This window comes from Bacillus sp. LK2 (genome assembly GCF_001043575.1).
GTDB lineage: Bacteria > Bacillota > Bacilli > Bacillales > Bacillaceae_G > Bacillus_A > Bacillus_A paramycoides.
The window spans coordinates 170548-195618 of the sequence record NZ_LDUK01000021.1; the positions used below are offsets into that span (position 1 = coordinate 170548).

22 protein-coding genes, 1 pseudogene and 1 riboswitch are annotated in these 25071 nt (G+C 33.9%); of the genes and pseudogenes, 10 read left to right on the forward strand and 13 right to left on the reverse strand.

The window, feature by feature from the left end; all coding sequences use genetic code 11:
• Window positions 1-27: 27 nt before the first annotated feature.
• Together VK90_RS15785 and fadH are read right to left on the reverse strand one after the other, a co-directional pair.
• Complete coding sequence (locus VK90_RS15785) at window positions 28-1245, reverse strand: EAL domain-containing protein (RefSeq protein WP_048374045.1); 1218 nt, start codon at window positions 1243-1245, stop codon at window positions 28-30.
• A 255-nt stretch (window positions 1246-1500) separates the two neighbouring features.
• Window positions 1501-2265: a 2,4-dienoyl-CoA reductase gene (gene fadH / locus VK90_RS15790; protein WP_048374046.1), complete on the reverse strand. Its 765-nt coding sequence runs from the start codon at window positions 2263-2265 to the stop codon at window positions 1501-1503.
• A gap of 246 nt (window positions 2266-2511) precedes the next feature.
• On the opposite strand from fadH, the gene VK90_RS15795 reads away from it, so the two are divergent.
• The gene (locus tag VK90_RS15795; protein ID WP_048374047.1) at window positions 2512-3369 is read left to right on the forward strand and encodes a metallophosphoesterase; all 858 of its coding nucleotides are present in this window, start codon (window positions 2512-2514) and stop codon (window positions 3367-3369) included.
• A 100-nt stretch (window positions 3370-3469) separates the two neighbouring features.
• The gene (locus tag VK90_RS15800; protein ID WP_002173230.1) at window positions 3470-3706 is read left to right on the forward strand and encodes a hypothetical protein; all 237 of its coding nucleotides are present in this window, start codon (window positions 3470-3472) and stop codon (window positions 3704-3706) included.
• A 138-nt stretch (window positions 3707-3844) separates the two neighbouring features.
• On the opposite strand, the gene VK90_RS15805 is transcribed toward VK90_RS15800, so the two are convergent.
• On the reverse strand, window positions 3845-5953 hold the full coding sequence (locus tag VK90_RS15805) for a polyphosphate kinase (protein WP_048374048.1): 2109 nt from the start codon (window positions 5951-5953) through the stop codon (window positions 3845-3847).
• A gap of 108 nt (window positions 5954-6061) precedes the next feature.
• Window positions 6062-7600 (reverse strand): Ppx/GppA family phosphatase, encoded by a 1539-nt coding sequence (locus tag VK90_RS15810; protein WP_048374049.1) that lies wholly within the window; start codon window positions 7598-7600, stop codon window positions 6062-6064.
• Between the two features lie 177 nt (window positions 7601-7777).
• Between VK90_RS15810 and VK90_RS15815 the strand changes: the two genes are divergently transcribed.
• Window positions 7778-8236 (forward strand): YkyB family protein, encoded by a 459-nt coding sequence (locus tag VK90_RS15815; RefSeq protein ID WP_025147723.1) that lies wholly within the window; start codon window positions 7778-7780, stop codon window positions 8234-8236.
• A gap of 31 nt (window positions 8237-8267) precedes the next feature.
• Here VK90_RS15815 and VK90_RS15820 read toward each other — a convergent pair whose 3' ends face one another.
• Window positions 8268-8930 (reverse strand): YkyA family protein, encoded by a 663-nt coding sequence (locus VK90_RS15820; protein WP_048374050.1) that lies wholly within the window; start codon window positions 8928-8930, stop codon window positions 8268-8270.
• Between the two features lie 625 nt (window positions 8931-9555).
• Window positions 9556-10049, reverse strand: a pseudogene (locus tag VK90_RS15825) (diguanylate cyclase domain-containing protein); the annotation flags it as partial.
• 136 nt (window positions 10050-10185) lie between these two features.
• On the opposite strand from VK90_RS15825, the gene VK90_RS15830 reads away from it, so the two are divergent.
• The gene (locus VK90_RS15830) at window positions 10186-10419 is read left to right on the forward strand and encodes a phage holin (RefSeq protein ID WP_048374051.1); all 234 of its coding nucleotides are present in this window, start codon (window positions 10186-10188) and stop codon (window positions 10417-10419) included.
• A 31-nt stretch (window positions 10420-10450) separates the two neighbouring features.
• Here VK90_RS15830 and VK90_RS15835 read toward each other — a convergent pair whose 3' ends face one another.
• The gene (locus VK90_RS15835; RefSeq protein WP_048374052.1) at window positions 10451-10951 is read right to left on the reverse strand and encodes a hypothetical protein; all 501 of its coding nucleotides are present in this window, start codon (window positions 10949-10951) and stop codon (window positions 10451-10453) included.
• Between the two features lie 460 nt (window positions 10952-11411).
• Between VK90_RS15835 and VK90_RS15840 the strand changes: the two genes are divergently transcribed.
• From VK90_RS15840 to metE, 3 genes are all read left to right on the forward strand, one after another.
• Window positions 11412-12959 (forward strand): MDR family MFS transporter, encoded by a 1548-nt coding sequence (locus VK90_RS15840; protein WP_048374053.1) that lies wholly within the window; start codon window positions 11412-11414, stop codon window positions 12957-12959.
• Window positions 12960-13050: 91 nt separating this feature from the next.
• Window positions 13051-13608, forward strand: coding sequence for a PadR family transcriptional regulator (locus VK90_RS15845; protein ID WP_048374054.1), 558 nt, complete (start codon window positions 13051-13053; stop codon window positions 13606-13608).
• 221 nt (window positions 13609-13829) lie between these two features.
• Window positions 13830-14017: riboswitch (cobalamin riboswitch) on the forward strand.
• Window positions 14018-14146: 129 nt separating this feature from the next.
• The gene (metE, locus tag VK90_RS15850; protein WP_048374055.1) at window positions 14147-16435 is read left to right on the forward strand and encodes a 5-methyltetrahydropteroyltriglutamate--homocysteine S-methyltransferase; all 2289 of its coding nucleotides are present in this window, start codon (window positions 14147-14149) and stop codon (window positions 16433-16435) included.
• Window positions 16436-16476: 41 nt separating this feature from the next.
• Here metE and comJ read toward each other — a convergent pair whose 3' ends face one another.
• Together comJ and nucA are read right to left on the reverse strand one after the other, a co-directional pair.
• Entirely contained in the window at window positions 16477-16866 is a 390-nt protein-coding gene (gene comJ, locus VK90_RS15855) for a competence protein ComJ (RefSeq protein WP_048374056.1), read from the reverse strand.
• 39 nt (window positions 16867-16905) lie between these two features.
• On the reverse strand, window positions 16906-17343 hold the full coding sequence (gene nucA, locus VK90_RS15860) for a DNA-entry nuclease (RefSeq protein WP_048374057.1): 438 nt from the start codon (window positions 17341-17343) through the stop codon (window positions 16906-16908).
• 236 nt (window positions 17344-17579) lie between these two features.
• Here nucA and VK90_RS15865 point away from each other — a divergent pair, with 236 nt between their 5' ends.
• Window positions 17580-18323 (forward strand): DUF3967 domain-containing protein, encoded by a 744-nt coding sequence (locus VK90_RS15865; protein WP_025150415.1) that lies wholly within the window; start codon window positions 17580-17582, stop codon window positions 18321-18323.
• A gap of 59 nt (window positions 18324-18382) precedes the next feature.
• On the opposite strand, the gene kinB is transcribed toward VK90_RS15865, so the two are convergent.
• Window positions 18383-19657, reverse strand: coding sequence for a sporulation sensor histidine kinase KinB (kinB, locus tag VK90_RS15870; RefSeq protein ID WP_048374058.1), 1275 nt, complete (start codon window positions 19655-19657; stop codon window positions 18383-18385).
• 308 nt (window positions 19658-19965) lie between these two features.
• Between kinB and VK90_RS15875 the strand changes: the two genes are divergently transcribed.
• Window positions 19966-20166 (forward strand): hypothetical protein, encoded by a 201-nt coding sequence (locus VK90_RS15875; RefSeq protein ID WP_000929285.1) that lies wholly within the window; start codon window positions 19966-19968, stop codon window positions 20164-20166.
• Window positions 20167-20402: 236 nt separating this feature from the next.
• Window positions 20403-21566 (forward strand): aminotransferase A, encoded by a 1164-nt coding sequence (locus VK90_RS15880; protein WP_048374059.1) that lies wholly within the window; start codon window positions 20403-20405, stop codon window positions 21564-21566.
• A 12-nt stretch (window positions 21567-21578) separates the two neighbouring features.
• Here VK90_RS15880 and malR read toward each other — a convergent pair whose 3' ends face one another.
• From malR to malC, 3 genes are all read right to left on the reverse strand, one after another.
• Window positions 21579-22601 (reverse strand): maltose operon transcriptional repressor MalR, encoded by a 1023-nt coding sequence (gene malR, locus VK90_RS15885; RefSeq protein ID WP_002173244.1) that lies wholly within the window; start codon window positions 22599-22601, stop codon window positions 21579-21581.
• Window positions 22602-22884: 283 nt separating this feature from the next.
• Window positions 22885-23727, reverse strand: coding sequence for a maltosaccharide ABC transporter permease MalD (gene malD, locus VK90_RS15890; RefSeq protein WP_048374060.1), 843 nt, complete (start codon window positions 23725-23727; stop codon window positions 22885-22887).
• A complete protein-coding gene (gene malC / locus VK90_RS15895) occupies window positions 23728-25029 on the reverse strand; it encodes a maltosaccharide ABC transporter permease MalC (RefSeq protein WP_025150411.1) in 1302 nt (433 codons plus the stop codon).
• Window positions 25030-25071 lie beyond the last annotated feature (42 nt).

Below are 25071 nucleotides of genomic sequence, written 5' to 3' on the forward strand. Positions count from 1 at the left end.
AAAAAAATGCACGAATCTCTTCGTGCATTAAAATAAAACATCTTCTTCATATAAATATTCATAAGATAAATCTATAAATAAAAAGTTTTCATCATCAATTGGGAAAGAAAATGTTCGTACCATTTCACCAGTTTCGATATCAGCATATAAATCTGAAAGTCTTGCCTTATTCTCAAAACGCATTTTCATTATATTCTCTAGAAAATACGGGCGCCAACTCCAGTTCTTCATATAATACTCTGGCATAATAATCCATTCACCATCTTTTTTCATGATATTACCAGATTGCTGAAAACCATCTTCATTACAAATAAATATCCGGAAACTATATTGTGATACACTTTGACTAAACTGTAATAACCAATCATTTATATCTTCATTCTTTTTTTGTTTGGATAAAACATCTCCAATTTGATTACGTAACATCTCTGTTAAATTATAAATTTTTTGCAATTTCTTCTTTTCATGCTGAATAAATTGGTGACATTCATTACCAAGTCGCTCTTTTAAAACATTTGTTTCAATAAAATCTGGTAAACATTCTTTCAAATAATTACCTTGATAATATCTACCACCGTTTTTCCAAGCATATTGCAGTTGATAAAAAGCATCTATTTCTTCATATAACAATGTTGCCCCAATTCTTCTTGCAAGTAATGATAGGGAATATAAAATATCTTGATAAGATTGTAAAAGTGCAGTTTGCCTTAAATTTGTTAAATCTACTTTTAAAATATCCGGCGCTAACACGCTAATACGCTCTAAATTACTTGTACCTGTTCCAACTTTATTAATCGAAATTTGAATACCGTATGTACGATAATACATAAGTAAATGATTAAATTGTTCTATATCTTCTTTACATTCGTGTTCTGTTATTTCTAAAACAATGCGCTTCAAGTTTAAACCTTTTTTTTCATACATCAACAAAAGTTGAAGCAAACTTTCATCTTCATCATTCATTAATACATTAGCATTCCGATGTATAAACAATAATAATTTTTGATCGCTTTCTAAATACCTATTTAAAGCTTTTTCTACAATATTGTTATCTGCTTCAAGTTGGAACTCACTCGGAATAGAATCATCATGAAAGAAAGAGGCTAAACTTTGTATGCCCTCTTCTGTTTGAATACGTCCTACAACTTCATATCCAATTACTGTATGCTCATCAGCACTAAAAATAGCTTGATAATAAGGAAGGACTTTATCCAAGTTACTCATTACATCTAATGCATCTATCAACGTGCTTCCCTCCCTTTACTTTTCAAAAATTATAACATGATATTTACGGAAAAATAATAAAAAATCCCTTCAGTTTTCCTGAAGGGATTAGAGGGGTAAAATGCTAAGGGGAATTAGCAATTCTACTATGAAGAAAAAAGAGGTCTTAAATATAACGTATATATCCCCTCTTGTAAACACTTTTCTTTTACATGTCACAATTTCGTCATATTTTACCACAAAGAAATGAATAAATCATTCATTTTTTTATCCCTTTTAAAATGGATATTGATGCAAATGTTGACCACCATCCATTGTCATACAAGTTCCATTTATGTATGCAGCTTCATCTGAACATAAATAATAAGCTAGACCCGCAATTTCTTCTGGTGTACCCAGTCTACCAAGTGGAACACTTTGCAATGTACGCTTAGCCATTTCTTCTGAAATCCATAATTTATCGGCACCACCTGTGCGTTCAATTGGTCCTGGTGCGATAGCGTTAACTCGTATTCCATATTTACGTCCCCACTCAACAGCAAGCGTTTTCGTCATTGCTAATACTCCAGCCTTTGCTGCAGCTGAATGAATGACTCCTGGGCCTGCATCCCATGCATATGTTGCCACCATGTTAATGATATTTCCTTTTATACCTTTCTCAATCCAATACTTCCCGACAGCATGGCTACAATAGAACGTTCCATTTAATACAATATTAATGACAGCATTCCAGCCATTCACAGATAAATCCTCTGCTGGACAAATAAAATTTCCAGCTGCATTATTTATTAGAATATCAATTCGTCCAAACTTCTCATCAATATGTTCAATCATTCTTTGAATATCATCGGTATTTCGTACATCCATTTGTACAGGTAATACTTGCCCTGGGAACTGTTCAATCTCTAGCTTTGTTTCTTCTAGCTTTTCTTTCGTACGCCCTGTAATAACAACTCGTGCCCCTTCTTTTGCAAAACGAGTCGCCATTCCTTTTCCCATTCCACTTGATCCACCTGTTATAATAACTACTTTTTCTTTCAATTACATCCCCTCCCAAAAATGAATACACATTCATTTTATCATTTAATTTGATAGAAATCTTTATATTTTTAAAGTTTTCTGATATTTTAATGTAGAGAAATTTCTTTCTCTTCTATTTTTCTTAATCTATACTACTTTTCTCGAGTCTAAAATATATTAAAAAAAACAAACTGAAAGGAGATTCGAGTAACCTGTATATGGAATACATACACTTGCTGTAAACCTGATAGGTATACTCACATTATTATGAAGCAAATTACAAGAAGGAAATTTTTAAAGGCTGGAATACGCACTTGTCTATATTCACTTATAACCGCTAGCATCGGCTATTATTATGCGAAATATATAGAACCACATTGCGTCTCTTTTACAAAGCACATACTTAAATCATCACTCATACCAAGAAGTTTTCACGGTATGAAGATCCTTCAATTTAGTGACTTACATCTTGGATACTATTTCTCACTCCAACACCTATCTCAAATCGTTTCCAAAATCAATGCCGAAAATCCAGATATTGTCCTTTTTACTGGTGATCTTATTGACAACTACCAAACATATACTGAAGCTCCTTTTGTTGCATCCATCTTAAAAAATATAAAAGCACCATTCGGTAAATTTTCTATTTATGGAAACCACGACCACGGCGGATATGGAACTGAATACTATGATCACATCATGCGTGAATCTGGTTTTGAACTTTTACAAAATAAAGAAACACGAATTCGTTTATTGGATAATAGTGAAATTTCCATTTTTGGAATCGATGATATACTACTAGGCAAGCCAAAAATAGAGGAAACATTACAACGTGCCCAGCAAAATATTTATACAATTGTTCTTGTTCACGAGCCAGATATCGCACCACAAATCGCTACATATCCAATCAATCTTCAACTTTCTGGTCATAGCCACGGTGGACAAGTACAACTTCCTTTTTTAGGTGCTATTATTACCCCAGCTCTCGCGAAATACTACATTGAAGGTTTCTATAACGTTCGAAATTTGACTCTCTATGTCAATCGAGGTCTTGGAAGAACACGCGTCCCATTCCGCTTTATGGCTAAACCTGAAATTACGCTTTTTACCCTACAACATTCGTAACATATATTTGCCTATTTTCTTATACATCCTTTCTTGTACGCGCTCATCCACGCTTGGTTCACCATATGATAAAAGTGAGTCCAGTAAAGGAGGTTTGTTCATGTATCCATATTATCAACCAGTCCCAGTTCGTTCAGCACCTATTGGTCCAGTAGGCGACTCACGCTTCTTTCCATTTTTCGGCGTTCCATTTCTAGCTGGAATTGCTGGAGGATTGCTCGGTGGAGCATTAGCTTTCGGCCCTAGACCGTTTTATCCGCCATATCCACCACCTTTCCCACCACCAGCACCTTTTCCTTGTTACGGAGGGCCTTGTCAACAACCATTCTATTATTAATTTAAACCAACGAACCGATTCATCACACGCCTATAATAAAAACTATTCTCTCTACTCATTCTTCCATTTATGGAACATATGATAGAGAAAAAAGTAAAAACCTCTTAATTGCATTAAGAGGTTTTTACTATATTTTCATTATTCAGCGTCTGTATTTTGATACGCCATCTTAAATAAGTTCACTTGGCTATCAATTTCTTCTATACTACTATTAATTATATAGTAATAGTCACCATCTTTATTTTGTTCACGTGTTTTCACGTTATCAGCTAAAATAAGCTGTAAAATTGCCTTTATTCTCGCTTTCATTTCAATATCTAAAATTGGGAAGGATATTTCTACTCGTTTTTCCATATTTCGCGTCATCAAATCAGCTGAAGATAAATATATTTTTTCATCGCCATTATGATGGAAATAATAAATACGACTATGTTCTAAATATCTTCCAACAACACTAACTACACGAATATTTTCACTTACATTTGGAATCCCAGGCCTTAAACAACATGTCCCTCTAACGATGAGCTCTACCTTAACCCCAGCTTGTGATGCTTCATACATTTTTTTTATTAATGGTTTATCTGTTAACGAATTCATCTTAGCGATAATATATCCATTTCCATATTGTCTATGATAACGGATTTCCTCATCTATTAAGTCCATAAATTGCTCTCTTATATCAAACGGTGCAACAGATAGATGATGAAAATGCGGTTTCGTTGTATAACCACTCAAATAATTAAAGAAATTCGTTGCATCTACACCAAAGTCTTTTCGCGATGTAATATATCCAAAATCAGTATACAACTTCGCTGTTGCATCATTATAATTTCCTGTTCCAAGATGTACAAACCTTTCGATTTTCCCGTTTTTTCTCCTTACAACAAGTGTGATTTTACTATGCGTTTTCAAGTGACTTACTCCGTAAATAACATGACATCCAGCCTGTTCCAGTTCTTTAGCCCAATGAACATTATTCTCTTCATCAAACCTCGCCTTTAATTCAACCAATACCGTCACTTGTTTTCCTTTTTCAGCCGCCACCTTCAAAGCCTGAATTATTGGGGAGTCTCCACTTACACGATATAATGTTTGTTTAATCGCAAGTACATTCGAGTCCTCTGCCGCATCACGGACAAAATCAACGACTGGCTGAAACGACTCAAATGGATGGTGTAATAAAATATCATGTTCTATCGCTTTTTCAAATACATCTTCCTCATCACCTAAGTCTTGAGGAGGTTGAGGAATAAGGGCTGGATATACAAGATGCTCATATAAAGGCGCTAATTTTTTATATAAGGAGAATAAACATGTTAAATCTAGCGGTCCATCCATCATATACACATCTTCATCTTTTACTTCCAACACTTCATATAGTAACGACAATACTCTTTCATCAATGTGTTCTTTACCAACTTCTAAACGAACAGCAGCTCCCCACTTACGCTTTTTCAATTCTTTTTCAATTACTTTTAATAAATCACGTGCACCTTCTTCATGAATTGTTAAGTCCGCATTACGTGTAATACGAAAACGAGTAACAGGCGATACTTTATATCCTGTGAATAATTTATGGGTAAAACCACTAATTACATCTTCTAATAAAATAAATTTATGCTTTTGTCCTTCACTCGGTAAAAATATGAAACGCTCAAGTAATGAAGGTACTTGTACAATTCCTAACTTCGTACGATTTTCTTCCTCAGCTTGCTTCTCATCATATAAAATAGTAGCTAAATTCAAACTTTTATTTAATAACATCGGAAATGGACGATACGCATCAATAGCAACAGGGGTTAAAACTGGAAATATTTGTTCATCGAAATATTCTTCGATAAATTCCCTTTGCTCTTTCGTCAAATCACGGAATGTTAAACGCTCAATCCCCTCTAGTTCAAGCGCTGGTAATACATAATTTTTAAATGTGTTATACTGCACAGTCATTAACTCATGAGCTTTTATCGCAATCTTATTTAACTGTTTCTTCGGTGTTAAACCTGCCTTATTTTCTGGCTGATTAAATCCGGCACTTACTTGATCTTTCAAACCTGCTACGCGCACCATAAAAAATTCATCTAAATTTGAACTGAAAATACTAATAAACTTTAATCTTTCTAAAAGTGGATTATTTTCATCTTGTGCTTCTTGTAGTACACGTTCATTAAACGCTAGCCAGCTTAATTCACGATTATTATAATAAGCTGTATCATTTAAATTTACTAAATTCCCCTTTAGCAATTCCATTCTCTTCACACTTCCCTTTGAAACTTTTTCAATATAATTTAGTTCCTTTTATTTTATCAAATTACAATATTCTAAAGTGTTAATTTTTTGTAAAGATATCCGTACCACTTATCGTTTTAATTCGAATACTAAATTAATATTCGTTTTTAATACTCTTTCTAGCTGTTTTTTTTGTTTTTCCGCTTGAACTTTTTCCGCTAATGCCGATTGTTCACATAAAATCCTGAATGTTAAACCTTCTTTACTTTCCGTTATATATATCGTTTCAATAAGCGGCCTTTGTCTCACATTTAAAGCAGCCGAAAATTGTAATACAGCCCCTAATAATCGAATTTTCTTTTGTTCACTTTTATCAAACCACCCTTCAAACGGTGCCAAATGCTGTTTAAATAACATTTTTGATTTATAAGAAGCTATAAGTGCTAATCTAACTCGATCTTTATGCATCATACCATCAATTGTTTTGTTGGCTAGTAAGTAAAACGTATGTAAACGGCTCGCTTCTTCATCTATATATTTTCCAATATTAAATACTTTCGCTGCTTGATGGAATATTTCCCAGTCTTTCGCTGACATAGAAATGAGTCCAGCTCCTTCAAGTTGTTTGCAGATTAATGTTCCTAGTTTAATAAGTTGAATAACAAATTCCATATCTAATTCGTATTCATATGATAATAAATGTAAACTTTCTTCCACTACATTCGGATAGTATGAAATCCCCAAATCTTTCGTTAATTCTTCATAGAAAACACCTTCTCTTAATCCTTTTTTGCTTAATACAAAAGCAGGTGCCTGTATAACATTAACAAGCGTATGAAATACTTCGACAGCTGGAATAATTGTATCTGCTCGATCTTTTGCTAATCCTTCTAATTTTTGAAGTTCTATGAATGATAATTGTTTTAATTCATCTTTCACATTTTCAATATCTTCTTCTTTCATTTTGTATAAATGTAGTCCAGCTATAGGATAACAAATTAAATTTTGATGGATTTTCACCATGTTCCTCGCACTACCCCCAATTGCGATAAGTGGCAATTTTTTATCGATTATCCATGGTAGCGTTCGGAATTGACTACATAAATAGCTTCTAATCTCATCTAACTCCTCTGTAGTAGGAATATTATCTTGAATAAATTGTTGCTTTAAAGAAAGTGCTCCAAAAGAAAAGCTGTGGTATTCTAAAATTTCTCTATTACGGAAGTATGTAACTTCTGTACTTCCCCCACCGATATCAACTGTAATTCCTTCTGAAAACGAAGTAGAATTCATAACTGCTAAATAACCATAACGTGCTTCTTCATATTCTGATAAAACTCTAAGAGTAAAATCTGTTTGTCCTTCAACAAGTTTTTTAATTTCATCTTGATTCTCAGCCTGTCTAATTGTTGCCGTTGCAACACAAAGTACATGATGTAACTTATAGAATCGTGTACTTTCTTGAAATTGAAATAATGTTTGTAACAACACTTCTATTCCCTCTTCAATTAATACACCATTGACTAAATAATTTCTTAGCCTAGCAACTACTTTCGTATTTTCAATCTCTTTATAAAAACCACCGTTTTGTTTTTCATAAATAACTAAACGCATTGTATTGGAGCCTATGTCTATAATGGCATATTGTTGTTTTAATATTTCTTTCAAACTTCTCACTCTTTCATTATCAAATTTCTAAAACATATTCTATCACTATTATACAAAATAGTTGTTTTTTGTAACAATATTGCTTTAATATTGAAAATATATACAATCACTTTTTGCATATAATAAAAACCTATTTTATTTATGTTATAATAAGGAAAACTTGAAAGGAGATTCAATATGAAACCTTCACAACCACAATCTCAATTACATAACCAACATTCTATTAACAGACTAGCTCAATCTATTTTCGTTGTGAATCGACATGCTAAAGCTGCAACTAATCCTAAATACTTATACTGGTTAAAAAAGACCGCTTTAGAACGTCTCATTGCTGAAAAAAAAGCTATCAAAGAAGGATTACATTTTTCTAGAAATCCGCGTTTTAGTCAACAACAATCTGATGTTCTCATACGTTTAGGTGATTATTTTTTCCATATCCCTCCTACGAAAGATGATTTTCGCACCCTACCACATCTTGGTCATCTTGAATCCTCCTATCGAAATCCGAAAACAACCTTATCTTTAACTATTGCAAAAAAAACACTTCAAGATTATATTGGTCCGGAAGCAGTAAAACAAGAAAAAAAATTAAGCGAACCAGTTCCATGGTATAGCCGTACCTATACAAAAAAATAAAACAGTTTGGCCTAATATAGGCCAAACTGTTTTATTTTTTATCTTCTTTAATTTTAATATTTGCTTGCTTATAGAATGCAACTTTTTCTGTATTATATGATTTTGTATATTCATTAAACTTATCTTTTTCTTGCTCAATATCCTTATAAGATTGGTTTACTGTCTTTACTTTCTCACTAATATCTTTTAATTTTGTCCCTTTATCTTGTAGCATTGTATACAATTCTTTTTCTTGCTTTAAAGATTTATTATAACTATCATACATTTTTTTGAATGAATCATGTCGTTTCTCATAAGTACTCTTTACTTTATCCGCCTGGTCTTTTAATTTATTATCTTCAATTTTCCCCACATACTTATCAGCCGATTTCACTTCTTCTTGCGCTTTATTTAACGCATCTTTTTCTTTAATAAGAACTTTTTCTCGTTCATCTGTATTTTTCACTGCTTGATCAAGCTTTTCCTTAACAGCCTGATTATTATCTTTTCCTTCTTGAACAATTTGATTATATAATGCTTGTCCTTCTTTCTCTAATGATTCAAGCTTTTTCGCATCTTCAAACATTGTTTTTTCTTGCTTGGCAGCATTCTCAAATGCAACATATAGTTCCTCTTCTGGTTTCGGACCGAAACAACCAGCTAGTAAAGTCATTGATAATGCAGTTACAATTGCTAATTTATTATATTTCAACATCTATTCCTCCTATTAATAAACGATCATCGCGCCAAAAATCCCATACAAAATGTATAAATCCTTCATCTCTTTCACTCTCACATCTTTTTACGAAGATCATCAATAATTATTTATCATGCTTGTATAGCTTCTCTCTTTTCTTGCACAAATTTAGTACTTAAAATTACGTTTTTCGTTTCTACATCTGTATTATTTAGTAGTTTCAAATTATGTAATAGCTTCAAACACAAAGGAATTTACCTCAGTTTTAATAACTGCAAGAACAACTATAATAATTCACCTGATAAAAGATGATTGTTGGTCTCTCACGTCTATCATTCCATCATTCCCTTTCCGCTTTCTATCAAATAATCTCTTTGTCCATTTTACACAGTACAAAGGTTATCTCGCAACAACTTACAAATATTCTTTTGATTTCCTAAAAAGGAAAAGTGTAGAGCTTATTTTCCTCTACACTTTTAAAATAAAACGCATTGTGCAAAATGCATTGACACATCCAACATAATTATATGCTGATTACATATATTTTTAAAGGACTTTGTTACAAAAAAATGTTTTTTGTAACAAAAAACAAAAAAATATTACAGGGAAATTTCTTTATATCATACTTCTTCAAATCAAGCTTTCACTCATCACCTTGCGAATTTCCATAATTATACAATTGATTTTGTGCCTTTCTTAACAACTCTTCAAAAGTTTTCCCCTCTCCCGAATAACTAGCAGCGCCAAATAGTAAAGTAACACTTAGTAAATCATTTGCTATTTCATTTTGAATATTTTTGATTAATCGATTTGTTATTGTTGATTTTTCATAGCCATTATCAACTACTACAATAACGTATTTATTTTCATCCCATCTCGTAACTACATCGCCTTTTCGAACTGTCTTTACAATTGTAGGCTCCACTCTTTGGACTAACTCATCCAACTTTTTTCTTGCACTGTGCCTTTTATTACATCCCACTCTTTTACTGAAAGAATGTACAATGTAATATTACGAGAATCTCTTTCGGATAAAGCAGCTACTTTCCTGAAAAAATCAACGACAAAATCGTTGTTCGTCATTCCTCCCACTTCAACATTCATACGCACGCTTGCTCTTTTATCGTACCAATATATGTTTCTATAAAAATAATGTTTTTCTACAAAATAAAAAATGTACATATTCGATGCACATTTTCGCTTAAGCTTGTATACCTTTTCTATTCTATTTCATATATATACTATATATCGTTTTTAGAAAGGAGTGACATATATGCCTCAAAAAGAAAATCTATCAGATATTATGCGCTTACTAGCTGGTTTTTTATTATCATTAACACTACTATTTAAATCTTTCGGAATAAACTTCATTACAAACGATCAAATTGACGCTATAGTAAATGTTAGTTCATTTCTATTCATTCTATATGTTGGATACAAAAATAACTATGTAGGAAAAAAAGGAATAGAACAAAAGAAATTACTCAAGAAACACAATCTTCATTAAAAAAGGAACCTTTCACTCAGGTTCCTTTTTATCATTGCCTTACAACCACTTCATTTGTTTGCAGTGGGCCATATGATAATCCTTTATATTGACATGTGTATGTAGCTTGAAATACTGAATTTGGAGGAGCTTTCTCTTTATTTGCTTTTATTTTACAAATTAATTCCACTTTTTCATTTGGTGATAAATTATCGATTCGCCACCTTACAAGCTGAAATAAAAATTCACTTATCCCCTTATCTGTCTTTAAAGAATTGGGGATATACGCAAAATAGTCACGAATCATATGACTTACGACAACTCGTGAAATCATTTCAACTCCTTTATTTTCAACTTCAAGACGAATAATAAGTATATCATTGACATCAAAGGCTAGTTCATATGAAAATTTTTCTTTATACATACTACGGATTTGCAATGTGACGGCTACATTAGGAATTTCCGTTTCTTTTTTTGAACCATCAATCCACAACACAGGCTGCAACGGTATAAAATACCTTCCTTGATCCGAAATTCGTTTCCATATTTTCATAATGTAAATTCACCTCATTCCAGATGTATCATCTATACAACTTTATTCTGCCTATCTACACAATAAATCACACAAAAAAATATTGGAACTTGTTACAAACAGCATTAATTATTTCTCTTCCTTTTATCCTATTCGACAATATAAAGAAAAAACCATTTTTAATAGGTGACAGGGGCTATTCTTTATTAAATATTTTTTTACATTTTCCCTCATTGACTATGTAATAACGTCAAGTCTTACTGCCCGTAAATAGCAGGATAAGAGAATAATTTGGTGAAAGAAAAAGTTTGCCTTTTAGTCAAATTTGACTATAATATAATTTATGATTTCTAATCTTTATATCATGTCAGTGCAATTTTTTATAAATAAAGCCGGAACGAGACAAACTGTACATGAAGTTTTTTATGCACTGCACCCAAAAACTTAAGTTAGTTTAATTTTTATTAAAGGAGGGCTATATTTGGAAACACAACTATCAAAAAAAGACTCAAGCAAAACAAAATTTGTTGTTGCTGGTTTATTGCTTGGTATTCTAATGGCAGCAATGGATAATACAATAGTCGCAACCGCGATGGCAACTATCGTCGGAGACCTAGGAGGGTTCGACAAATTCGTTTGGGTCACATCTGCATACATGGTAGCAACAATGGCCGGAATGCCTATTTTCGGTAAGCTGTCTGATATGTACGGACGAAAACGTTTTTATATTGGTGGACTAATTCTTTTCTTATTCGGTTCTGCCCTTTGCGGGACAGCATCAAGTATTGAACAACTAAGTATTTATAGAGCCATTCAAGGAATTGGTGGCGGCGCTCTTATGCCTATCGCATTTACAATTATGTATGATATATTCCCACCTGAAAAACGAGGGAAAATGACAGGACTATTTGGTGCTGTTTTCGGGACATCTAGTGTTTTCGGACCTTTATTGGGTGCATATATTACAGATTATATAAGCTGGCACTGGGTCTTCTATATTAATATTCCATTAGGACTTATCTCCTTCTTCTTCATTACTAAATACTACAACGAGTCTCTAGAATATCGAAAACAAAAAATTGACTGGGCTGGCGCCATTACACTGGTCATTAGTATCGTTTGTTTAATGTTTGCTCTAGAACTTGGCGGTAAAGAATATGCATGGAATTCTAATGTAATTATTGGTTTATTTACAGCAGTTGTTATTATGCTTATTATTTTCTTCTTCGTAGAAAGAAACGCGATTGAGCCTATTATTTCTTTCCATTTATTTAAAAAGCCTTTATTTGCAGCCAGCCAAGGGGTTGCCTTTTTCTATGGTGCAGCTTTTATCATCTGCACAGTTTATATTCCAATCTTCGTTCAAGGTGTTCTCGGTGGTTCGGCCTCAAATGCTGGATTAATTTTAACACCAATGATGGTAGGGTCTGTAATCGGGAGTCAAACTGGTGGACAGTTAGCTTCACGAACAAGCTATCGTAACATTATGATGGTATCTGGAGCTTTCTTCGTTCTTGGTATTTATTTACTAAGCACCTTAACAATGGAAACACCTCGTACACTCGTAACAATGTTTATGATTCTCGCTGGACTTGGAGTTGGATTCTCCTTCTCAGTTTTAAGTATGGCATCTATTCACAAACTAGAAATGAGAGATCGCGGTTCTGCTACATCAACAAATTCATTCTTCCGTTCACTAGGAATGACCCTTGGTGTCACTATTTTCGGTACGATTCAAAATCATATCTTCACTGATAAATTAAAAGCAGTCTTTCCTCCTGAATTAGCAAAAATGGCACCAAAAGGTGGAGACACCAGCTTCTTATTATCACCAAACGCTACTGAAAAGCTACCACCTGAAATACTGAGCGGAATTAAGGATGCCCTTGCAACATCTATTGCTAATACATTTTTTTGGGCACTTATCCCAGCTATACTAAGTATAATCTGTATTTTACTTATGGGAAAAGAACGTCTTTTAACAGGACCAAAAACGAAACAAAAACAAAAACAAAAACAAGTAAGCTAATATGGAAAAATGAAACGGTATATCCCTTTATGAAAGAGGATATACCGTTTATAATATGTATAAAATTTCTATATACAGGAGTTGAGACAGCATGAGTATGAAATTAGTCATTCTCGGCTTGCTACTCGAAGGGGATAAGCATCCATATGAAGTACAGCACATAATGAAAGAGAGACAAATGGATTGTTATATTAAATATGCCAAGGGATCACTATACTATGCCTTCGAGCAATTAGAAAAGCAAGGTGCAATTCGTGTTACAAATATTGTTCGAGATACGAATAGACCAGATAAAACAATCTTCCATATAACCGAGGAAGGAAAAAACCTTTTCCACACTTTATTATTAAAACAATTTGAAGCAAAAAATCAAATATATAAACCAATTTATTCAGCACTCTCTTTCGCTCACTTTAGTGACGAACAAGCACTAGTTCCTATTTTAGAAAAAAAGAGAGATGATACGGTTCAATACTTACATACAATGCAAACAATATACGATCATAACAAACAAATAGTTCCTCGTGCCCAACTATATATTTTACAGAGCGTCATTGAGCATATTAATGTTGAATTGCGCTGGCTAAACACACTCCTAAAAGATGCAACTGCAAGCCGCCTTTCAGAAATAGGAGTAGAGACTGATTAAGTTTTTCTAAAAGAGGTATCACCTCTTTTAGAAAAACTTAATCCCACCATTGTTTCACAGTTCAAAACACCCTCATTCTAGTATAAAAACCGACCTAAATATTTCAAAAATTACAAATACAAGGAAATGAAAAACTTTAGAATTTTCTTATTTTAAAACAGTAGACAAAATTCTAAAAATTATGTTAGAATTTGTTTCAATATCATATCGCTTGTTAAATTCCTTTCAAAAGGAAAATAGGTACACGAAAATTTTATTTCGTGTTTAAAAGGGAAGTTTGGTGAAACTCCAACACGGTCCCGCCACTGTAAATGCTGAGATTTCTTTTTTGTGCCACTGTGAAAACGGGAAGGTGAAAGAAATTATATGAAGCATAAGTCAGGAGACCTGCCTATTTTAACAACACTGATAGACTCACGGATGATGATGAGGTGTTAAGAACAAAAAGGAAGGCTTATTTTCTATGCCTTTATGCTTTTTGTTATAGGTATTTCCTAGTAAACGGAAATGCTTACTTTCAATTAGGGAGGAATTTAAAATGGCAATTCAAACAAGTAACTTAGGTTATCCACGTATCGGACTACAACGAGAGTGGAAAAAAACATTGGAAGCTTTTTGGTCCAATAAAATTGATGAAGAGACATTTTTAACGACAATGAAAGAAATCCGCCTTCAACACGTAAAGGTACAGCAAGAAAAAGGAATTGAATTAATTCCAATAGGCGATTTTACATATTATGACCACGTTCTGGATACAGCCTACATGTTAGGATTCATCCCATCACGTTTTTCAGAGTTTACATCTTACCTTGATGTATATTTTGCAATGGCACGTGGATCTAAAGATCATGTTGCTTCTGAAATGACAAAGTGGTTTAACACAAACTATCATTATATTGTTCCTGAATATGAAGAAGGGTTACAAATCTCTTTAAAAGACAATCGTCCCCTTCGTTTATATGAAGAAGCGAAAAAAGAGTTAGGCGTCGATGGAAAACCAGTTATTTTAGGACCTTATACATTCCTAAAACTAGCAAAAGGTTATACCGAAGATCAATTTGCCACTATTTTAAAACAGCTAGTTGCACCTTACGTACAATTATTCTCTGAATTACACGAAGCTGGAGCACAAATTATTCAAGTTGACGAACCAATCTTCGCATCTTTAACAAAAGATGAAATTAATCAAGCGAAAGAACTTTACGAAGCTATTCATAAAGAAGTTCCAAATGCTAACCTTATTCTACAAACATATTTTGATAGTGTAGAAGAAAACTATGAAGAAATTATTACATTCCCTGTTTCTGGTATTGGATTGGACTTTGTTCATGGCAAAGAAGGTAATGTAAATGCTATTTCAAAATATGGATTCCCAGCTGATAAAATTTTAGCTATCGGTTGTATAGATGGCCGTAACATTTGGAGAGCTGATCTTGATGATGTACTTTCTTTATTTACAACATTACAAAATCAAGTCACAGCAAAAGGTTTAATTGTTCAACCTTCTTGTAGCTTATTGCATACTCCAATTGATAAGACAGAAGAAAAGCATTTATCAACCGAACTATTTGATGCACTTGCATTTGCCAATCAAAAGTTAGAAGAACTAGTCCTTATCCAATCTGCTCTTACTAAAGGTGTTGAAAGCATCAGTAACGAGCTGACAACATATCGTAATGCACATCATGCAATCCGTTCATCAGCTGCACGTAATCGTGAAGATGTAAAAGTAGCGCGTACAGCACTTAAAGAAGATGATTTCTCACGTCCTCTTCCATTTGAAAAAAGATATGAATTACAGCAAGTGGCTTTACAGTTACCACTGTTACCAACAACAACTATCGGTAGCTTCCCACAAACGACTGAAGTTCGTCAAACACGTAAACAGTGGCGTAACGGCGATATTACAAATGAACAATATAATCAATTTATTGAAAAGGAAACTGAGAAGTGGATTCGTTACCAAGAAGATATTGGTCTTGATGTCCTAGTACACGGTGAATTCGAGAGAACTGACATGGTGGAATACTTTGGTGAAAGACTTGCTGGCTTCTCCTTTACTAAAAATGGATGGGTACAATCATACGGTTCTCGCTGTGTGAAACCACCTGTTATTTATGGTGATGTTGCCTTTATAAATGGAATGACTATTAAAGAAACTGTATATGCACAAAGCTTAACAGAGAAAGTAGTAAAGGGTATGCTAACTGGACCTGTCACTATTTTAAATTGGTCATTCGTTCGAAATGACATTTCAAGAAAAGAAGTTTCATATCAAATTGCATTAGCACTTCGTCATGAAATTGAATTACTTGAATCTTCCGGAATTAGGGTAATCCAAGTCGATGAGCCAGCACTTCGTGAAGGAATGCCGTTAAAAGAAAAAGATTGGAATGCATATATTACATGGGCAGTTCAATCATTCCTTTTAGCAACATCTTCTGTAGAAAATGAAACACAAATTCACACTCATATGTGTTACAGTAACTTCGAAGATATTGTAGATGCAATTCGCGCATTAGATGCAGATGTTATTTCCATCGAAACATCAAGAAGTCATGGGGAATTTATTGATACATTAAAACATACAACATATGAAAAAGGAATTGGTCTAGGTGTATATGACATTCATAGCCCACGTGTCCCAAGTAAAGACGAAATGTTTGCAATCGTAGAACAATCTTTACAAGTATGTGATCCTAAATATTTCTGGATTAATCCAGACTGTGGTTTAAAAACTAGAAGAACCGAAGAAGTTATACCTGCCTTAGAGTATATGGTTCAGGCAGCGAAAGACGCTCGTTCTCTCCTAAAGACAAATGCATAATAAAAAAACGTGTTATCCTTCAAAAAGGATAACACGTTTTTTTATTCTACACTTTCAAAACAGAAGTCGTATCGTACTTTATACAATTCATCGTCTGTTGGCTTTTCAAGAGGAGTCGCCTGCAAGACTATCCTATATTCCCCATTCGGAATAGGAATATGCAATTTATTAGAAAGAATACTCGTTATAAAAACTCCTTCATTCTTCACAGTGAAAGGAACTGATATCGTTCGAACCACTTCTTCCTTCTCAATATGCTTTCCACAAGTCACTTCCACTTCACAAGTATAGTCAGAGATTGCTTCAAAAATAATCGCTCCATCCACCTCAGCATAACCTCTTTCAAAATCTTCAGGAGTCCAATCTACATAAGGCTGCTGATTATCAGAGTTCATCACCATTAATTGCGAATATGAAATTGTTAATTCCATAACTATCCTTCTCCTCCACTATGAACTGTACGCCGGTTACTATTTCACTTCAAATTTCACACGCGTACCATCTGGATATTTATCTAGCTTATTCCCTACCCAAGAACCTGCACCACGATTATCTGCTGGACTTATATATTCAATATGAGCTCCTTTTCCGCCTTCCTTACACATCGCCATTGGCCATTCATCGCGATCATAACCTTTCTTCGACGGATATGGTGCTAACGATAATTTCCTTCTATCCGCTGCACCATTACGATCAATTGTACAAATTTCTGAATGCCCTTCTTTTATAGCATCCGTTATATGTTTTCCCGTCTCTGGATAACGTTCTTTCGGGAACTCTAAAACTTGATCATACGTAGTTGTTGTTTTTTTATTACTTGTCTTCTCTGGAATAAGTACTTCATAGACCGCTACCAGCAGAGAAAGAATTGCAATAATTGAAATGATAATACCTTTTAATTGCTTCATGTGTACCTCCATGTTCCTACCAATTTCTTTTCCTCAGTTATTATAACAAACTTCTTCTATATATGTTTTCAGACATTATTTTAGCTCTTCCTCTCCATTCCGCCAAAAACATTCATTTTCCCTCACCTTTTCACTAATCCTGTAGAAAACTAATAACCTTCCGACATTCTTTTTCAAAGGAAGTTATCATAAAAGATTGAATTGGTATATACGATACTTTTTGGGGAGGAAATTTCATGGACGCAATCTATAAAACGAAAGATGTCACGAATAAAACAGGCATCCCAAAACATACAGTTCGAAAATATAGTCAACTTTTAGAGGAACATGGTTATATCATTTCAAAAGCTGCTGATGCGCGTATTTATAGAATGGATGATTTAAAACTATTAAAATCCATACACGAAAGAGCAGCGACATTACAAGAAGATATTTCAGAAACAATTCCAATTATTTTAAAGGAAAAAGATAATCCCCCAATACCAATTGCACAAAACAAGCAAGAAGTACAAACAAAAGATGACGGGCGTAACTTTGAAGAATTCATGTTAAAGCTTGAGATGCTCGCTCAATTAAATGAGGCAATTATTCATCAAAATTCTACCCTTATTACACAAAATCGTTTAAAAGATGAGAAGTTAGATGAACTGATGCAACAAGTTTATGTCAAAGAAGGTTCACAAGAAAAAATGCTACAAGAGCTAGTTGATCATGCTGCTCAAACAGATGCACTCCAAAAAGAAAAGATGGACTTATTAATGAATCATATGTATAAGCGAGAATCCAAACAAGAAGAGAAAATGAATAAACTCGTCAACCAAATTTACAATAAAGACAGTAGCCGTGATGCACAGCTTATGCAAGTTATTCGCGAAATTCAAGAAACAAAAAGATTAGTCGCCGCCTCAAAAGAGCAAAGCTTCTTTCAATCATTTAGAAGTTTATTTGTTCGAACAAAACAAGAAAAAACAAATGAGTAAAATCATATATATTTTTCTAATGTAACATAAAATAAAAAGTTACCTTCTACCGGTAACTTTTATTCCTTATTTCTTACAGCTGGCAATATAATAATCGCTTCAGTTCCTTTTCCACTTTCACTTTTATATTCCAGTGTACCATTATGTGCTTGTAGAATACTAAATGTTACCATAAGGCCTAATCCTGTTCCTTTTTCTTTCAAAGAATAATAAGGTTGTCCAAGCCTTGCTAACTGTTCTTTTGTCATTCCAACACCACTATCTTTAACTCTTATTACGATCATTTCATCTTTTTGAACAGCTGTTACTTTTAAATACCCTTTGTTTCCTTGAATTGCTTCAATACCGTTTTTAACAACATTCATAATAGCTTGCTTCAACTTCGTCTTATCACCGATTGTGTAAAGACTCTCAGAAATCTCAACTTGCAAATATACACCTTGCATCGCTGCAAATGATGACATAAGAGTTGTCATTTCAATCAATTGCGCTGATAAACAAATATGTTCTTTCTTTTCAATTTGAGGCCTTGCTAAATTCAAATAATCTGAAATAATTTGTTCAGCACGATCTAGTTCAGCTAATACGAGACGCATATACTCTTTATTTTTCACGTCTTCCGTACTCTCTAGTAATTGGATAAATCCCCGTACAACAGTGAGGGGATTTCGAACTTCATGCGCTACACTTGCAGCTAACTCACTTACAATATTAAGTTTTTCTGATTTTTGCATCTCTGTACGCAATAATGCATTCTCATTTAAATACTCAGTCAAATATACTTGAAATACCATTGTCATAACCATAATAAGTGAAGCAAATATATACCTACTATATAGATGAGATACATATGGTGTAAAACCTGTTTCCAAAAGGACATTAAACATACTAAATACTAATGAAACAAGAACATAAACTGATGAAATCATAAAAGCTAATATTAGCTTCTTATCTCTTGAAAAAAGAGACCATTTCTTTGACAAGAACAATGGAATTATCGAAAGAAATATTACTTCTACAATAGGAAACCAACTGATTCCCTTTAAAAACCATTCATATGTAACAAAAATAATGGCAGGGATGAGCCCAACAATCCCACCATATAAAAAACCACTAACAATCGGGATTGGATGAAAATTGTATCCGCAAACGGTACCAAAGCAAATAGAATATGTCATGGAGAGAACGAGTGTAACGCTAGATAAAAACATAATAAAGTAGCGATTAGGCTTCGGAAGCATTTCTTGATAACGATTTAAACGAATCGCTTCATATAAAAATAGTGGCAAAATAATGATGGCAATTTGGATCATTAAATCACGGATAAGCTCCATAGCCTCTCATCCCCTATATGTATTTTGATATGATTATATCATTTATAAGTCTATTTGTTTTAAAATTTTGATTTTTCTTAACATATTTGTTAATTATTTGTTAACAACTAATAATAAATGTTACAGATTTCCGAAATGATTGTAAACCCTGTACCAAATTTCCTTCGTGCAGTATACAATGAATACGGATTACAAAGAAAATAAAAAACACTTCACTGGACGGACAACTATCGCAAAATACAGCATATAATCCATACTATCTATGTTTACAAATAAGTGATCATTACTTTAGTAGGAGGAAGATAAATATGGCGGGTACTACGCTTGTTTTAAAAGAAGAAAATTTGGTTGTGCTAGAAAACGTTGAAAAATCAGTATACGAAGAATTGCAACATAAAACGGGGGAAGAAAACTGTACATGTGCTGTAAATGAATCTGTTGTCCATCTTGGCAAAGTATCTTCCGTACTTTGGAACGAAGATGAAATAGATTGGGAATACGGTTATTAAAAAGTCGCTTTCAGCGGCTTTTTTTGTGCAACATGTACAGCAACATTTATACCTAGATTGAAGGGAAATCTTAATTACCTCACACCTAATCTGTTCTTATCTCTTACTTCCATTGAATTTTAATATAGGAGATCCTTACCGCTCACAAATAGCAGGATAAAGTTTATATACAAAGCGTAATAATGAAAAATATGATAAAATGAACTTAATTTTCAAACGGAAGAAAGGGAGATACAATGGAACAATTCATTAACCCTAGAGTGAAGGACATCCAAATTTCTGGAATCCGCCAATTCTCTAACATGATTCAAAACTATGATAATCTTATCTCTTTAACAATTGGGCAACCCGATTTCCCTACACCTTCTCTAGTAAAAGAAGCTGCTAAACGGGCCATTACAGAAAATTATACAAGCTATACACATAACGCTGGCTTACTAAAATTACGCGAGGCGGCTTGTAACTTTGTAAAAGATAATTACGATTTACACTATTCACCTGAAAACGAAACCATTGTTACAATCGGTGCTAGCGAAGCGATTGATGTTGCATTCCGTACAATTTTGGAGCCAGGAACGGAAGTGATTTTACCTGCTCCTATTTATCCAGGTTACGAGCCTATTATTCGACTATGCGGGGCAACGCCTATTTTTATAGATGTTCGTGAAACTGGATTTCGTTTAACAGCTGAAGCATTGCAAAATGCAATTACTGAACGAACAAGATGCGTTGTTTTACCGTATCCTTCTAATCCAACTGGTGTTACCCTATCAAAAGAAGAATTAAAAGATATTGTATCTGTCTTAAAAGATAAAAATATATTCGTTCTTTCTGATGAAATTTATAGCGAACTTGTATATGAAGAAAAGCACATGTCTATTGCTCATTTCCCAGAAATGCGAGAGAAGACTATTGTCATTAACGGCTTATCAAAATCACACTCTATGACTGGCTGGCGTATCGGACTTTTATTTGCTCCAAGCTATTTAGCAAAACATATTTTAAAAGTTCACCAATACAATGTTACATGCGCTACTTCAATTGCCCAATATGCTGCAATCGAGGCTTTAACAGCTGCTAAAGATGCACCGAAGATGATGCGCCACCAATATAAAAAGCGCCTTGATTATGTATATAATAGACTCATTCAAATGGGCTTAACAGTCGAGAAGCCAACGGGTGCGTTTTACTTATTCCCATATGTCGGAAACTTAACATCTTCATCATTTGATTTTGCACTTGATCTTGTAAAAGAAGCTGGGCTGGCCGTCGTTCCTGGAACGGCATTTTCTGAATACGGTGAAGGCTACCTTCGCCTTTCCTACGCTTATAGTATCGAAACTTTAAAAGAAGGCTGTGACCGTTTAGAAGCCTTTCTAAAGCAAAAAGCTAAGAGTTAAACTCTTAGCTTTTTATGCATAATGATCACAGGTTTGACGTTTCAATAACTTATGCGGAATAATGATACATTTTGCAGTAGACTCCGAATGCTCCACCTTATCGACTAAAGCTTTTGCTGCTTCATACCCTAATTGATAAATATTCACATCAACTGTCGAAAGTGGTGGACTAGCTATTTCTGATAATAAGGCATTGTTAAAGCTTACAATAGAAACATCCTTTGGTACAACGAACCCTTTTTTAGAAAGTGCGCTTAGTACGCCAAGTCCAATTAAATCATCAGTCGCCATAATTGCTGTCGGTGGTTGTTCAAGTCCCATTAACTCCTCTACAGCCTGTTGTCCACCTTCTCTTGAGAAATCAAAATGTAAAATGTACTCTTTCGGTAATAAAATGTCTGCTAGTTTCAAAGCATCACTCATACCTGCCAAACGATCTCTCGTTACAAGTAAATCTGAGCCACCGCCAATGAACGCGATTTGTTTATGCCCTAATGAAATCAAATATTCCGCTACTTCTCTTGCAGCCGTATAATTGTCATTATCTACATATGTAATTTCATCTTTTCGATCATATGGTTTTCCGATTAAAACAAACGGAAAATTTTGATTATGTAAATACTGAATGATCCGGTCATTTTCTCTTGAATATAAAAGAATAATTCCACCAATTTGACGCCCTTGTACCATCTTTACAACACCATTAAAAATTTCGTCTTCCGTTTCACCTGTCGACATATAGAGCGCATACCCTTCCATGTGTGCGAATGAGCTAATCCCTCTTATAACTTCTGGGAAAAACGGATTTTGAAAAGCTTTACTTGCCGAACTCGGCATAACGAGCCCAAGCGTTTTCGTTGTTTGGTTCGCAAGGTTTCTTGCATTTAAATTCGGGTGATAGCCTAGTTCACTCATTACTTTTCGAACACGGCGCTTTGTTTTTTCACTTATACTTGGATTATCAGCAATTACACGTGAAACCGTCGATGGCGCAACATTTGCTTTCTTCGCCACGTCTTTAATTGTAACTGTCATAAAAATCCCCTCCTCTCACTTTTCTGCCATACTTCATATATTATTATCTCGCAATCGTTGCAAGTAATAGGAGAAATCACAAACTTTCATCACTTCGTTCTATCTTGCAAAAATTATTATCTTCTCCCTCTCCATGTATTGTAAGGGATATAGCTTTATTTTCCTATACTATAATATACTATTTATTTCACATCTTTTCGCATGTGATGTCAAATCTCTTTTCATCTCCCTACAAATTTTTTATAGGGAGATGAAAAGAGAAATGGGACGTAATGTCCCATTTTCATCCTTTCGTACCTCCAGCTGTTAAACCAGAAATAAAGTATTTTTGTAATGATAGGAATAAAATCGAAATTGGTATTGCAATTAATACTGAACCCGCTGCAAATGTCGTAAATTCATTACCAAATTTTTTCGCTACCATTTCATATAATCCAACTGCTAAAGTATAATTTTCCGGTGTGCGCAAAATAACACTTGCTAAAATAAAATCCGTAAACGGACCGATGAAAGTGAATAACGCTACAACCGCTACGATTGGTTTTGCAAGTGGCATAATAATTTGCCAGAAAATACGAAAATGCCCTGCTCCATCCATACGAGCTGATTCATCCAACTCTTTCGGAATTGTATCAAAGTACCCTTTCATAAGCCATGTATTCATCGGAATTGCTCCGCCTACATAAATTAAAATTAATGCAAGATGTGTATCAATTAATCCTGTTAACTGAGCTAATATATATAGCGCGATTAACGCTGCAAAGTTCGGGATCATTTGGAGAATTAAAAATGTTAATAAACCATTCTTTCTTCCAACAAAACGATATCTCGAAAATGCATAAGCAGTAAAGCTAATTGCTAACACCGAAAAGATCATCGTCATTACACTAATTTTTAAAGTATTTTTATACCAAAGTAAGTAATTACTTGAATCAAGATCAAGTAGCTGACGATAATGATCTAACGTTGCATTTTTCGGAATAATGCTAGAACCAGACAAACTATCTCCTGGATTAAACGATGAGCCAATAATCCATAGTAATGGATAGAAAATAATAGCACACATTACGAAGATAACTAAATAACTTAATGAAAGACGTAACATCTTTTGTCGTTTAATATTCATTTACATCATATCCTCTTCTTGGAATGATTTTGTTCTCTTAAATTGCCATAACGCAACTGTAATAACGATTAACGATAAAATCATTGTAAGAGCTGCTGCTTTTCCGTACTGCGCCGAAGTCATCGTTAACTTATAGATCCATGAAATTAAAATATCCGTTCCACCTGCATTTTGTCCAGACACAGCAGGTCCCCCGCTATTAAATAGATAAATAATACTAAAGTTATTAAAGTTAAACGTATATTGCGTAATTAATATTGGCGCTGTTGCATATAAAACAAGTGGCAATGTAATTTTGCGGAACTGTTGCCAAGCTGTTGCACCATCTACTGTAGCTGCTTCATATAATTCTCCTGGAATCGATTGCAATATACCTGTCGTCATTGCAAAGATAAACGGGAATCCAAGCCACGTTTGAATCATAATTAAAGCGATTTTCGACCAAAATGGATCAGTCATCCAAGCAACCTTTTCAATTCCGAATAAATCTAATACTTGATTGTTAATTGCTCCAAATGTCTCATTAAACATACCAGCAAATACAAGAATAGACACGAATGCTGGAACAGCCCACGGCAAAATAAAGATTGTACGAATAATCGCCTTCCCTTTAATACCAGGCTGATTTACGATAATCGCTAAAAAAATTCCAAGTGCTACTTGTAATGTCGTTGCAACGAACGTCCAAATGACAGTCCAAGAGAACACACTTAAAAATGTATCTCTCCACATTGGTAATGTGAAAATATCAATAAAGTTTTTAAAACCCACCCAATCAACTAATTTAGCTGGTGGCGAATGATACAAATCGTAGTTCGTAAATCCAATTAAAATTACGAAAATGATTGGAAATACAACAACAAAGATAAGTAATAGAAACCCTGGTGAAACCATTAAATATGGAAAACCTTGATCTAATAAATTGCGATATTGCTCTTTTACTGAGTTTAATGGTGTTCCTATATCACGTTTCTTCCCATTTTGATATGCATCATATAAATTAAATGCATATATTCCTAGTCCGAACACTATGACGATAAGTGCCAAAATCCCTTCTACTAATAGAAAGACAGAATGGTCGCGTGGAACTTCTGTACCTAGTGTTACAATTCCCCATAATCCTATATTTAATAAATCAGCAAATGCTACAATAAATGAACCTGTTAGTACTAGAAAAATAAGACCTTTTACGTATTGTTTATTATATAGTTGACCAATGCCTGGAATGATTGATAACATGGTCGCTAATTTCCTATGCTTTGAACCGTTCACATCTTTCGTTGGTTCTATAGATGTTTGCATGTTCCTTCCCCCTTTTTTCTTCCTACTTGGAAGGGAGAGAAT

Coding starts and splice junctions, on each gene's coding strand:
- VK90_RS15795 (WP_048374047.1), top strand. CDS start 2,512: ATGAAGCAAATTACAAGAAGGAAATTTTTAAAGGCTGGAATACGCACT.
- VK90_RS15800 (WP_002173230.1), top strand. CDS start 3,470: ATGTATCCATATTATCAACCAGTCCCAGTTCGTTCAGCACCTATTGGT.
- VK90_RS15805 (WP_048374048.1), bottom strand. CDS start 5,953: ATGGAATTGCTAAAGGGGAATTTAGTAAATTTAAATGATACAGCTTAT.
- VK90_RS15815 (WP_025147723.1), top strand. CDS start 7,778: ATGAAACCTTCACAACCACAATCTCAATTACATAACCAACATTCTATT.
- VK90_RS15820 (WP_048374050.1), bottom strand. CDS start 8,930: ATGTTGAAATATAATAAATTAGCAATTGTAACTGCATTATCAATGACT.
- VK90_RS15830 (WP_048374051.1), top strand. CDS start 10,186: ATGCCTCAAAAAGAAAATCTATCAGATATTATGCGCTTACTAGCTGGT.
- VK90_RS15835 (WP_048374052.1), bottom strand. CDS start 10,951: ATGAAAATATGGAAACGAATTTCGGATCAAGGAAGGTATTTTATACCG.
- VK90_RS15845 (WP_048374054.1), top strand. CDS start 13,051: ATGAGTATGAAATTAGTCATTCTCGGCTTGCTACTCGAAGGGGATAAG.
- metE (WP_048374055.1), top strand. CDS start 14,147: ATGGCAATTCAAACAAGTAACTTAGGTTATCCACGTATCGGACTACAA.
- comJ (WP_048374056.1), bottom strand. CDS start 16,866: ATGGAATTAACAATTTCATATTCGCAATTAATGGTGATGAACTCTGAT.
- nucA (WP_048374057.1), bottom strand. CDS start 17,343: ATGAAGCAATTAAAAGGTATTATCATTTCAATTATTGCAATTCTTTCT.
- VK90_RS15865 (WP_025150415.1), top strand. CDS start 17,580: ATGGACGCAATCTATAAAACGAAAGATGTCACGAATAAAACAGGCATC.
- kinB (WP_048374058.1), bottom strand. CDS start 19,657: ATGGAGCTTATCCGTGATTTAATGATCCAAATTGCCATCATTATTTTG.
- VK90_RS15875 (WP_000929285.1), top strand. CDS start 19,966: ATGGCGGGTACTACGCTTGTTTTAAAAGAAGAAAATTTGGTTGTGCTA.
- VK90_RS15880 (WP_048374059.1), top strand. CDS start 20,403: ATGGAACAATTCATTAACCCTAGAGTGAAGGACATCCAAATTTCTGGA.
- malR (WP_002173244.1), bottom strand. CDS start 22,601: ATGACAGTTACAATTAAAGACGTGGCGAAGAAAGCAAATGTTGCGCCA.
- malD (WP_048374060.1), bottom strand. CDS start 23,727: ATGAATATTAAACGACAAAAGATGTTACGTCTTTCATTAAGTTATTTA.
- malC (WP_025150411.1), bottom strand. CDS start 25,029: ATGCAAACATCTATAGAACCAACGAAAGATGTGAACGGTTCAAAGCAT.